Origin of the sequence: Pseudomonas sp. HMSC063H08, from assembly GCF_001813645.1 — a bacterium.
In the GTDB taxonomy this organism is placed as follows: Bacteria; Pseudomonadota; Gammaproteobacteria; order Pseudomonadales; family Pseudomonadaceae; genus Pseudomonas; species Pseudomonas aeruginosa.
In genome coordinates this window covers 157458-168778 of the sequence record NZ_KV813476.1, presented here as the reverse complement: position 1 = coordinate 168778, position 11321 = coordinate 157458, and the positions used below count along the sequence as shown (strand labels likewise).

Genomic DNA, 11321 nt, shown 5'->3' with positions numbered 1-11321 from the left:
GGAGGGCTGTACATGGGTAATCCGATCCTGGCCGGGCTGGGTTTCAGCCTGCCGAAACGCCAGGTCAGCAATCATGACCTGGTAGGGCGCATCAACACGTCGGATGAGTTCATCGTTGAACGCACCGGCGTACGCACCCGCTATCACGTCGAGCCGGAACAGGCGGTCAGCGCGCTGATGGTACCGGCGGCGCGCCAGGCCATCGAGGCTGCCGGGCTGCTGCCGGAGGACATCGACCTGTTGCTGGTGAACACCCTGTCGCCGGACCACCACGACCCGTCCCAGGCCTGCCTGATCCAGCCGCTGCTGGGCCTGCGGCACATCCCGGTGCTGGATATCCGGGCACAGTGCAGCGGGTTGCTGTACGGCTTGCAGATGGCTCGCGGGCAGATCCTCGCCGGGCTGGCACGGCATGTCCTGGTGGTCTGCGGCGAGGTGCTGTCCAAGCGCATGGACTGTTCGGACCGCGGCCGCAACCTGTCGATCCTGCTCGGCGACGGTGCCGGCGCGGTGGTGGTCAGCGCCGGCGAGAGTCTCGAAGACGGACTGCTGGACCTGCGCCTGGGCGCCGACGGCAACTACTTCGACCTGCTGATGACCGCGGCGCCGGGTAGTGCCTCGCCGACCTTCCTCGACGAGAACGTCCTGCGCGAGGGCGGGGGCGAGTTCCTCATGCGCGGCCGGCCGATGTTCGAGCATGCCAGCCAGACCCTGGTACGGATCGCCGGCGAAATGCTCGTGGCCCATGAGCTGACCTTGGACGACATCGACCATGTGATCTGCCATCAACCGAACCTGCGCATCCTCGATGCGGTGCAGGAGCAACTGGGCATTCCCCAGCACAAGTTCGCGGTGACCGTGGATCGTCTGGGCAACATGGCTTCGGCCTCGACCCCGGTCACGCTGGCGATGTTCTGGCCGGACATCCAGCCCGGACAGCGGGTGCTGGTCCTGACCTACGGTTCCGGCGCGACCTGGGGCGCGGCGCTGTACCGTAAACCTGAGGAGGTGAACCGGCCATGTTGAGGCTTTCGGCTCCCGGTCAACTGGATGATGACCTGTGCCTGTTGGGGGACGTCCAGGTGCCGGTGTTTCTGCTGCGTCTCGGTGAGGCGAGCTGGGCGCTGGTTGAAGGAGGGATCAGCCGGGATGCCGAATTGGTTTGGGCGGACCTGTGCCGCTGGGTCGCCGACCCGTCCCAGGTGCACTACTGGCTGATCACCCACAAGCACTATGACCACTGCGGCCTGCTGCCCTACCTGTGTCCGCGGTTGCCGAACGTACAGGTCCTGGCGTCCGAGCGGACCTGCCAGGCCTGGAAGTCGGAAAGCGCGGTGCGGGTGGTCGAGCGCTTGAACCGGCAACTGTTGCGTGCGGAGCAGCGGTTGCCCGAGGCCTGTGCCTCGGACGCTCTGCCGGTTCGCGCGGTAGCCGACGGCGAGTGGCTGGAGCTGGGACCGCGGCATCGCCTGCAGGTCATAGAGGCCCACGGCCACAGCGACGATCACGTGGTTTTCTACGACGTGCGACGCCGACGCCTGTTCTGCGGCGATGCCCTGGGCGAGTTCGACGAGGCAGAGGGGGTGTGGCGGCCGCTGGTGTTCGACGACATGGAGGCTTACCTGGAGTCCCTGGAACGTCTGCAGCGTCTGCCGACCCTGCTGCAGCTGATCCCGGGACACGGCGGCCTGCTGCGGGGGCGGCTGGCCGCGGATGGGGCCGAGTCGGCCTATACCGAGTGTCTGCGCCTGTGCCGGCGGTTGCTCTGGCGCCAGTCCATGGGCGAGTCCCTCGACGAACTGAGCGAGGAGCTGCACCGCGCCTGGGGTGGGCAGAGCGTCGACTTCCTGCCCGGCGAACTGCACCTGGGGAGCATGCGCCGGATGCTGGAGATTCTCTCCCGCCAGGCGCTGCCTCTGGACTGAGGCGGGACATCCATTGCGGCGATCGCCGCCGACGGCAGCGGTCGCAATTGGGGGAAAAGGGGGTTATCGATGATGAACATGCCGTTGCGCGCTAGCGTCGCGCAGGCCAGTCGCCCATGGGCGCGGGGAGATGGCTCGTGAGCGGGGTTGGCTATCGACTGGAAGAAAGTCTGGAGTACCGCACGCTGGGGCCGGAGGCGCTGTCGATCTGGCGCATGGCCGGCGCCAACCGGATGCTGTTCGACTGCTTCGACGTGGACAGCAAGGCTGCGCGGCGTAGCGTGGCGATCCTTTCCAGCTGCCTGCGCATCGAGTGCTGGGGGCGCGATGTAGTGCTGCGGGCGTTGAACGCCAACGGACGCGCCTTGCTGGCACCGTTGAGCGAGGCCTGTCCGGCCCAGGTCACCTGCTTGCGTGACGGCGACACCCTGCACTGGCGCTTCCCCCAGGAAGAGTCGCATGCGGACGAGTGGCGACGCCTGCATGGCCTGTCCAGCCTGGAGGCGCTGCGCCGCGTGCTCGGAACGCTGGGCGACGCGGAGGGGCCCGCGCTGCTGGGCGGCCTGTTCAGCTTCGACCTGGCCGAGCAGTTCGAACCCTTGCCGGCGCCGGCCGAACCTGCGCGGCATTGCCCGGACTACCTGTTCCTGGTGCCGGAGTTGCTGCTGGACATCGATCACCTGGCGCGCCGGACTTCGCTGCAGGCGTTCGTCCACGATCCGGCCGGGCACGACCGGTTGGCCGCCAGCCTGCGCCAGTGTGCCGACGAATTCCATGGCGCCGTGGAGGAGGCTTCCGAGTCGCCGGTGGCAGGCGTACGGGCCGGCAACTACCAGGTCGACCTGGACGATGCGAGCTTTGCCCGCCAGGTAGAGCGCCTGCAGGCCCACGTGAGGGCCGGCGACGTGTTCCAGATCGTACCGTCGCGCAGCTTCAGCATGCCGTGCGCGGACCCCTGGCGGGCCTATCGCCAGTTGTGCCTGCGCAACCCCAGCCCGTACCGCTTCTTCCTCGATGCGGGGGACTTCTGCCTGTTCGGCGCTTCGCCGGAGTCGGCATTGAAGTACGACGCGGAGAGTCGCGAGGTGGAACTCTACCCCATCGCCGGCACTCGCCCGCGCGGACGCGATGCCCGGGGCGCCATCGATGCGGAACTGGACAATCGCCTGGAAGCGGAGTTGCGCCTGGACGCCAAGGAGATCGCCGAGCACATGATGCTGGTCGACCTGGCGCGCAACGATCTGGCGCGGGTCTGCCGCAGCGGTACGCGGCAGGTGCGCGACATGCTCAAGGTGGATCGCTACAGCCACGTGATGCACCTGGTCTCGCGCGTGGCTGGCGAACTGCATGGCGAACTGGATGCGCTGCATGCCTACCGTGCCTGCCTGAACATGGGCACCCTGGTCGGTGCGCCGAAGGTCCGTGCCATGCAGTTGCTGCGGCAGTACGAGGATGGCTATCGCGGCAGCTACGGTGGCGCGATCGGCATTCTCGACAGCGCCGGCAACCTCGATACCAGCATCGTCATCCGCTCCGCCGAGGTCCGCGAAGGTATCGCGCGGGTCCGGGCAGGCGCCGGCGTGGTGCTGGATTCGGATCCACGGCTGGAGGCCGAGGAAACCCGCAACAAGGCGCTGGCGGTGCTGACCGCCGTGGCCGCTGCCGAACGCGAAAGGGGAGAGCGCGATGCGCATCACGCTGTTGGATAACTTCGATTCCTTCACCTACAATCTGGTCGAGCAGTTCTGCCTGCTCGGCGCGGAGGTCCGGGTGATGCGCAACGATACGCCGTTGCCGACGATCCAGGCGGCATTGCTGGCCGACGGTTGCGAACTGCTGGTGCTGTCGCCGGGGCCCGGTCGGCCGGAAGACGCCGGCTGCATGCTGGAATTGCTCGCCTGGGCCCGCGGGCGCTTGCCGGTGCTCGGCGTCTGCCTCGGCCACCAGGCGCTGGCGCTGGCCGCCGGTGGCGCGGTGGGCGAGGCGAGGAAACCGCTGCATGGCAAGAGCACGTCCCTGCGTTTCGATCAGCATCACCCGCTGTTCGACGGCATCGCTGACCTGCGCGTCGCGCGCTACCACTCGCTGGTGGTCAGTCGCCTGCCGGAAGGTTTCGACTGCCTGGCCGATGCCGATGGTGAGATCATGGCGATGGCCGATCCGCGCAATCGACAGCTGGGCTTGCAGTTCCATCCCGAGTCGATTCTCACCACCCACGGCCAGCGTCTGCTGGAGAACGCTCTACTCTGGTGCGGCGCGCTGGCGGTACGCGAGCGCCTTCGGGCCTGAGCGGCGCTGCGCCGTTTCGACGATGCTCGGTTGCCAGGCCGGCGCATCGTCGAAACGCTGGCGGCCGAGTTCGCGCAGGCGCTGGCGGGCGCTTTCGAGAAAGCGCAGGAAGCTGCGCTCGGATTCCAGCGCGGTGTTGTAGTAGCAATACACCTTGGTGTCGATGCCGCCCGGTTCGTAGAGTTCGCTGAGGACTGCCAGGGTACCGTTGCGCAGGCGTTCCTCGACGAAATAATGCGGCGCGATGCCCCATCCGACGCCGGCTTCCACCAGACGCAGCATGTCGTCGAAGTTTTCCACGAAGAGCACCTTGTCGCTGACCGGCCGCAGCAGGTTCGAATGCTGCCCGGAGCGGCTGCCGAGGCTGATCTGCCGGTAATTGGCCAGGCTCGCGATGCTGTGCAGGGAGGCATTGCACAACGGGTGCTGCGGATGGGCGACGACGAACGCCTTGGTGTAGCCGAGCACGCACTGGTTGAAGCGGGAGATCTTCAGTTCCTCGTCGATGGTGATGGCGATATCGATTTCCGCGTTGTCCTGCTTGATCGTCGCCAGGCTATCGGCGGGCGAGGTGCGTATCAGGCTGACCATGTTGAAATCGTCGAGCAGTACGCTGCTCACCGTATCGCAGAACGACGGCGGGATGGCGGTGTCCAGCAGCACCCGGAGATTGCGCGGACCCTTGTTGAGATTGAAGGCGATGTCGCCGATCAGCTGCTGGTAGTTCAGCAGGCTGCGCATGTAAGGGATCAGGCGAAGCGCCTGCTCGGTGGGTTCGACCTTGTAGCCGTCCCGACGGACCAGCTCCACGCACAGGTCGATTTCCAGGTTGCTGACCGCCGAGCTGACCGCGGTGTGCGACTTGCGCAGGATCCGCGCAGCGGAGGAAATCGAACCGGAGGCGATGACCTGGAGGAACATGTTCACGTGATTCAGGTTATGAATAGGCATCCCTTATTCCTTTTATTGGGTGGCGCGTGCCGCTTCCCTTGATCGGGTCAGGTTGCCGCTACTGTGGAAGAAGCGTCGAGGACTCGATAGATAGCGCCCGAGTGTTTCAACTTGTCTTCTGGATGACGTTTTCATCGGGGAAACCTCCCGTCGGTCAGTGAAGCGCAAGGGCTGGCGTGCGAGGGTGGAATCGGCCGCCGGCTCGCTTTCTGCGCGGCGGGCGCACGGCACGGGGAGTCGTCGTTTTGGAGGTGAGGGATGACGGCTCTGTTTCAGGATATTTTTATAATTATGTGAAAGAAGAGCTTATTTCAACGAAATATGTTTCATATTGCTCGTAAATTCGACGAAAAGAAAATCCGGATATTTACCGGTTATTTAACGCTAATACCAAGGGACTAATACCAAAGTATTAACGCTGGCATGCCGGCATGTCGTGTTCGGTCGTGGAGCGAGCCGAGCTAGGGACGGTTCTAAGAAACGAAAAAATTATGTCGCGTAGGTCTAACGACCGAAACCTATGTCTTTTGTTAGCGTAGCCACCGGCCAGGCCGGTACGGACGCCGGGATGGCCCTGGCGCGACCTATGCGGTTAGAATCCGCGGCCTTGCAGGCGGATACCCCGAGCTTCGCTCGAGGGTGTCGCGGGTGCCGTGCCCGAAACCTGCAATCGTCAGCTCCCGGCGGTCCAGCCTGCCGCCGGGTATAAAATCGAGAGACGCGCTGTTGCGCCTTCAGGTGTAGCGACTATGACGCACATTTCCGAACGACTCCTGGTCCAGGCCCACCTGGCCGCCAAGCAACCCCGCGTGTTGAGCGAGCAGGAGAGCGCCGAGCATCGCGCGGCGATCGCGGCCGAACTGAAGGCGCAAAATGCTGTATTGGTGGCGCATTACTACTGCGACCCGGTGATCCAGGCGTTGGCCGAGGAGACCGGCGGTTGCGTATCCGATTCGCTGGAGATGGCCCGTTTCGGCAACCAGCATCCGGCGCAGACGGTGGTCGTGGCCGGGGTGCGCTTCATGGGCGAGACGGCGAAGATCCTCAACCCTGAGAAGCGTGTGCTGATGCCGACCCTCGAAGCGACCTGCTCGCTCGACCTGGGATGCCCGGTGGATGAATTCTCGGCATTCTGCGACCAGCACCCGGAACGGACCGTGGTGGTCTATGCGAACACCTCCGCGGCGGTGAAGGCACGCGCCGACTGGGTCGTGACCTCCAGTTGCGCGGTGGAGATCGTCGAACACCTGATGGACAACGGCGAGCCTATCCTCTGGGCACCGGACCAGCACCTGGGACGCTACATCCAGCGCGAGACGGGGGCCGACATGCTGCTCTGGGACGGCGCCTGCATCGTCCACGAGGAGTTCAAGGCCAAGCAGCTGGAAGACATGAAGGCGCTCTACCCGGACGCCGCCATCCTGGTCCACCCCGAATCGCCGGAAAGCGTGGTCGCGCTGGCCGATGCCGTGGGCTCGACCAGCCAGTTGATCAAGGCCGCGCAGACCCTGCCGAACAAGACCTTCATCGTCGCCACCGATCGCGGCATCTTCTACAAGATGCAGCAGTTGTGCCCGGACAAGGATTTCATCGAGGCCCCCACCGCCGGCAACGGCGCCGCCTGCCGCAGCTGCGCGCACTGCCCGTGGATGGCGATGAACACGCTCGAGCGGACCCTGGCCTGCCTGCGCGAGGGCAGCGGGGAAATCTTCGTCGACCCGGCGTTGATCCCGCGGGCGGTCCGTCCGCTCAAGCGCATGCTCGACTTCACCCAGGCCGCGCGCCTGCGCCAGGCCGGGAACGCCTGATCCTGGCGAGGGCGTCCCGCTGCGTAGGGCGAGTAAGCGCGGTGCGGTTGTTCGCCCAACTCCCTGTTTCGATGAGCTTCGCCGGGTGTTTTTCCTCGGATATGCCGCTCAGCGGAACATTTCCTTGACCATCTTTTCCTGCTGGCGAATTTCCTGCTGGCGAGCGTCGAGTCGCGCAGCCAGTTGGAAGTTGCCGCCAGCGCGGCGCTTGGCGAAATCGAGCTGCTCGATGGCGGCCTGGTAGTCGCCGGTCAGAGACAGGTACTCGGCCCGGGCCTGGTGCACGCCGATGGCGTTGTTGGTCAGGCTGCGCACCTCGGCCAGGCGGTTCCAGACATCCGGGTCCAGCGGCCGCGCCTTGCTCAGGTCGTCGAGGATCTCCTCCGATTCCTGCGGCTTGCTCATCTTCAGCATCAGGTCGGCGCGCACCTGTTTCAGCGGGTAGCTACTGGGGAACTGGGCGAGCATCTTCTTCAACCGCTGGTCGGCATCCGGCAGGCGGTTGGCGGTGATGTCCAGCTCGACCTGGGCCAGGTTGTAGGCGACGTCGTTGGGTGCCTTCGCCAGCAATTGCCTGAGGTTGTCACGGGCATCGTTGAGCTGGCCGATGCGCGTCTGCGAGATGGCCAGTCCGTAGCGCGCGGCATCCAGCTTGGGATTGTCGTTGAGCATGGCGCGGAAGCGCTTGCCGGCCATCCCCGGGGTCTCCTCGAAGAGCAACTGAGTGCGCGCGCGCATCTGCTGGTAGCGCAGGCTGTCTTCCTTGCCGCCCTGGGGATACTGTTCGGCGCGGTTGCGGGTGTCGGCGATACGCGATTCGGTGACCGGGTGGGTGAGGAGGAACTCCGGCGGCTTGCCGTCGTAGCGATACTGCCGCGCCAGGCGCTCGAACATGTTCGGCATCGAGCGCGGATCGTAACCGGCGCGAACCATGTTGGTGACGCCGACGCGGTCGGCTTCCTGCTCGTTCTGCCGGGAAAAGCGCAACTGGTTCTGGATCGCCGCCGCCTGGGTCCCGGCGATCGCCGCGATACCCGCATCCCCTGCGCCGGCGGCTGCGGCGACGATGCCGGCGAGCATCGCCGCCATCACCGGCAGTTGCATGCGCTGCTGTGCCTCGATGCCGCGGGCGAAGTGGCGCTGGATCAGGTGGCCGAGTTCGTGGGCCAGCACCGCGGCATACTCGCCTTCGGTCTGGGCGTTGAGCAGTAGCCCGCCGTTGACACCGATCACGCCGCCGGGCGCGGCGAAGGCGTTGATCTGTGCGTCGCGGATGAGGATGAAGGCCAGCCGGTGGTCCTGCAGGTCGCTGGTTTCGGCCAGCCGGTAGACGCTGCTTTCGACGAAGTCCTTGAGCTGCGGGTCGGAGATCGCATCGACCTGGTTGCGCAGCATGCTCAGCCAGGCGCGGCCCAGCTGGAACTCCTGCTCCGGCGAAACGATCGAGGAAGATGCGTCGCCCAGGGAGGGCAGATCGTCCGACATGACCGGCGAAGCGAGCATGCAGGCGAGCGTCAACAGGGCAGGGCGCAGTACATTCATGCAGGAGGCTCAGGTTGGCAAAGGCCTTACTTTAGCCGTTGGTTATCGGCACTGCCTAGGTATCTGCCCGAGACCCGAAGCTGTTGGACTTCGAGCGCCGTTTCAACTGGCCAGCGGCGGATAGGCTTGGGTATGCTTGTCGGCCCTTCGGGAGAGGCTGTCATGACGGATAACGATTCATCCCCCCTGGTATGTGACGCGGAGCTGGATGCCAGTGGTCTCAATTGTCCGCTGCCCCTGCTAAAGGCCAAGCTGGAGCTGAACCGCCTGCCCAGCGGCGGGGTGCTCAAGGTGATCGCCACCGATGCCGGGTCGCAGCGAGACTTCCGGGCCTTCGCCCAGCTCGCCGGCCATGAACTGCTGCGCGAAGAGGCCGCCGAAGGCGTCTATCGATACTGGCTGCGCAAGCGTTAGCGGAGCTTTCGCCGTTCCGATTCAGGATTTCCGATGATCAAGGTGTTACGCGACTGGATGCAGCGCTACTTCTCCGACGAGGAGGCCGTGGTGCTGGCGATCATGCTGGTGCTCGGCTTCAGCGTCATCCTCGCCTTCGGCGGGATGCTCGCGCCGGTACTGGCGGCGATGGTGATCGCCTTCCTGATCCAGGGCGTGGTCGGCATGCTGGAACGCTTCCGGGTGCCGCACCTGTTCGCCGTGTGGCTGGTCTACAGCTTGTTCCTCGGCTTGCTGGCGCTGTTCTTGGTGGTCCTGCTGCCGCTGCTCTGGCAGCAATTGTTCACCCTGTTCAACGAACTGCCGCGGATGCTCGGCGAATGGCAGAGCGTGCTGCTGATGCTGCCCGAGCGCTATCCCAGCCTGATCAGCGAGGAGCAGGTGCTCAAGGCCATCGAGACCGCGCGCGGCGAATTCGGCCAGATCGGCCAGTGGGCGCTGACCTCGTCGCTGGCCAGCCTGCCGGTGGTGGTGAACGTCATGATCTACCTGGTGCTGGTGCCGATCCTGGTGTTCTTCTTCCTCAAGGACAAGAAGCGCTTCCATACCTGGTTCCACCGCTACCTGCCGCGCGAGCGCGGGCTGATGAAACAGGTCTGGGCCGAGATGAACCAGCAGATCGCCAATTACATTCGCGGCAAGGTCATCGAGATCGTCATTACCGGCGCGGTGACCTACATCGCCTTCGCCTACCTGGGGCTCAACTACGCAGCACTGCTGGCCCTGCTGGTCGGCCTGTCGGTGGTGGTGCCGTACATCGGCGCGGTGGTGGTGAGCGTACCGGTGGCGATGATTGCTTTCTTCCAGTGGGGTTGGGGCGACCAGTTCATCTATCTGATGGTGGCCCACGCGATCATCCAGGCGCTGGATGGCAACGTGCTGGTGCCGCTGCTGTTCTCCGAGGCGGTGAACCTGCACCCGGTGGCGATCATCTGCGCGGTGTTGCTGTTCGGCGGGCTCTGGGGCTTCTGGGGCGTGTTCTTCGCGATCCCCCTGGCGACCCTGGTGAAAGCGGTGCTGGATGCCTGGCCCAAGGACCTTCCCGAGACTCTGGCAGCCACGCGATAGCATCGGCCGCATGAAAAATGAAAAAGGCCGCGGATGCGGCCTTTTTTTTCGGGGCGGGGCTCAGGCGCCGTTGAGCGCCTGGGCGGCGGCGAGAACCGCGTCGACATGCCCGGGCACCTTCACGCCGCGCCACTCCTGGCGCAGTACGCCGTCCCTGTCGATCAGGAAGGTGCTGCGGTCGACGCCCATGTATTCCTTGCCGTAGAGCTTCTTCAGCTTGATCACGTCGAACAGCTGGCAGACCGCTTCATCCTTGTCGCTGATCAGCTCGAAGGGGAATTCCTGTTTGCACTTGAAGTTCTCGTGGGACTTCAGGCCGTCGCGGGAGATGCCGAAGACCTCGGTATTGGCCTTCTGGAACGCCGCGTACTGGTCGCGGAAGCCCTGGCCCTCGGTGGTGCAACCGGGGGTGCTGTCCTTCGGGTAGAAGTACAGGACGACCTGCTTGCCCTTCAGCGCGGACAGGGTCACCTCCTTGCCGCTGGTTGCGGGGGCGGTGAAGTCGGGTACGGGTTTGTCGATTGCGACCGGCATGGCTCGGCTCCTCAGGGGTGTTGGGGGCGCCAGGGTTCGATCAGGGCATCCAGGTTCAGGGCGTCGGCGAAGTCCAGGAACTGGTCGCGCAGCCAGCTGATCTGGGTGCCGGCGGGCAGCGTCACGGTAATCGTGGCGTTGAGCATGGTGGTGTTGGTGTGCGGCGCCTGGTAGGTGTCGCAGGTCAGGTTCTCCAGCTCGATGTTGTGGTCGATGAAGAACTGGCAGAGTTCGTTGAGGATGTCCGGGCGATACACCGCGCTGACATAGGCCACGTAAGGCAACGCCTGGGCGCGGGTCACGTGGGCGTTGCTGCGGGTCATGCTGAGGGTGATGTCGCCGCGCTTGGTGAGGGCCGGCAGGCTGCCCTCGAGGCGGGCGAGGGCATCCCAGCTTCCGGAGATCTGCAGCACCAGGGCGCTGAACTCTCCGTGGCGGGTCAGGCGGCTGCTGACCACGGCGCAGCGGCTCTCGACGCAGGCGCGGCAGAGCAGGGTGGTCAGCTCCATCGGATTGGGGCCGAGGGCGCTGATCAGAAGGAATTGTTCGCGGGGTTGGCTGGTGGACATTCAACTTTCCTGGAATACGCTGGCGGCACGGGCCGTACCTAAAGCGGGAAGGGTAGCGAAAAGCGCCGCCGAGGGAAACGTCTGCCGCCTGTCAGCGGCTTCCGACGAGGTGGCGCTCGTCTTGTGCAAGGCCTGCCGCCGACAGTACCATTACCGCTTTAATTTCGCGGCAGGAGCGGTTG

At 65.0% G+C, this 11321-nt stretch carries 11 protein-coding genes; 7 read left to right on the top strand and 4 right to left on the bottom strand.

Annotated elements, in window-relative coordinates; genetic code table 11:
* The first annotated feature begins 12 nt into the window (after nt 1–12).
* The 4 genes from pqsD (at nt 13) to phnB (ending at nt 4214) form a co-directional block, all read left to right on the top strand.
* Nucleotides 13–1026 carry an anthraniloyl-CoA anthraniloyltransferase gene (gene pqsD, locus HMPREF2924_RS20010; protein ID WP_003086245.1) on the top strand — a complete coding sequence of 338 codons (1014 nt, stop codon included), beginning with the start codon at nt 13–15 and terminating at the stop codon, nt 1024–1026.
* Nucleotides 1020–1925, top strand: a complete 906-nt coding sequence (gene pqsE, locus HMPREF2924_RS20005) for a 2-aminobenzoylacetyl-CoA thioesterase PqsE (protein WP_003134045.1) — start codon at nt 1020–1022, stop codon at nt 1923–1925. The genes pqsD and pqsE overlap by 7 nt, the downstream gene beginning before the upstream one ends.
* Nucleotides 1926–2041: 116 nt before the next feature.
* Nucleotides 2042–3634 carry an anthranilate synthase component 1 gene (locus HMPREF2924_RS20000; protein ID WP_003134044.1) on the top strand — a complete coding sequence of 531 codons (1593 nt, stop codon included), beginning with the start codon at nt 2042–2044 and terminating at the stop codon, nt 3632–3634.
* The gene (gene phnB / locus HMPREF2924_RS19995) at nt 3612–4214 is read left to right on the top strand and encodes an anthranilate synthase component II (RefSeq protein WP_003086250.1); all 603 of its coding nucleotides are present in this window, start codon (nt 3612–3614) and stop codon (nt 4212–4214) included. The genes HMPREF2924_RS20000 and phnB overlap by 23 nt, the downstream gene beginning before the upstream one ends.
* On the opposite strand, the gene mvfR is transcribed toward phnB, so the two are convergent.
* The gene (mvfR, locus tag HMPREF2924_RS19990; protein ID WP_003108614.1) at nt 4167–5165 is read right to left on the bottom strand and encodes a multiple virulence factor transcriptional regulator MvfR; all 999 of its coding nucleotides are present in this window, start codon (nt 5163–5165) and stop codon (nt 4167–4169) included. The genes phnB and mvfR overlap by 48 nt on opposite strands.
* A gap of 749 nt (nt 5166–5914) precedes the next feature.
* Here mvfR and nadA point away from each other — a divergent pair.
* On the top strand, nt 5915–6973 hold the full coding sequence (gene nadA / locus HMPREF2924_RS19985) for a quinolinate synthase NadA (protein ID WP_003112547.1): 1059 nt from the start codon (nt 5915–5917) through the stop codon (nt 6971–6973).
* A 108-nt stretch (nt 6974–7081) separates the two neighbouring features.
* Here nadA and HMPREF2924_RS19980 read toward each other — a convergent pair whose 3' ends face one another.
* Entirely contained in the window at nt 7082–8515 is a 1434-nt protein-coding gene (locus HMPREF2924_RS19980) for a tetratricopeptide repeat protein (protein ID WP_003134042.1), read from the bottom strand.
* Nucleotides 8516–8677: 162 nt separating this feature from the next.
* On the opposite strand from HMPREF2924_RS19980, the gene HMPREF2924_RS19975 reads away from it, so the two are divergent.
* Both HMPREF2924_RS19975 and HMPREF2924_RS19970 read left to right on the top strand, forming a co-directional pair.
* Nucleotides 8678–8929 (top strand): sulfurtransferase TusA family protein, encoded by a 252-nt coding sequence (locus HMPREF2924_RS19975; protein ID WP_003086258.1) that lies wholly within the window; start codon nt 8678–8680, stop codon nt 8927–8929.
* Between the two features lie 33 nt (nt 8930–8962).
* Nucleotides 8963–10036 carry an AI-2E family transporter gene (locus HMPREF2924_RS19970; RefSeq protein WP_003086260.1) on the top strand — a complete coding sequence of 358 codons (1074 nt, stop codon included), beginning with the start codon at nt 8963–8965 and terminating at the stop codon, nt 10034–10036.
* Between the two features lie 60 nt (nt 10037–10096).
* Here HMPREF2924_RS19970 and HMPREF2924_RS19965 read toward each other — a convergent pair whose 3' ends face one another.
* Together HMPREF2924_RS19965 and HMPREF2924_RS19960 are read right to left on the bottom strand one after the other, a co-directional pair.
* Nucleotides 10097–10570, bottom strand: coding sequence for a peroxiredoxin (locus tag HMPREF2924_RS19965; RefSeq protein ID WP_003086262.1), 474 nt, complete (start codon nt 10568–10570; stop codon nt 10097–10099).
* An 11-nt stretch (nt 10571–10581) separates the two neighbouring features.
* On the bottom strand, nt 10582–11139 hold the full coding sequence (locus HMPREF2924_RS19960) for a glycine cleavage system transcriptional repressor (RefSeq protein WP_003086267.1): 558 nt from the start codon (nt 11137–11139) through the stop codon (nt 10582–10584).
* Nucleotides 11140–11321: the final 182 nt, after the last annotated feature.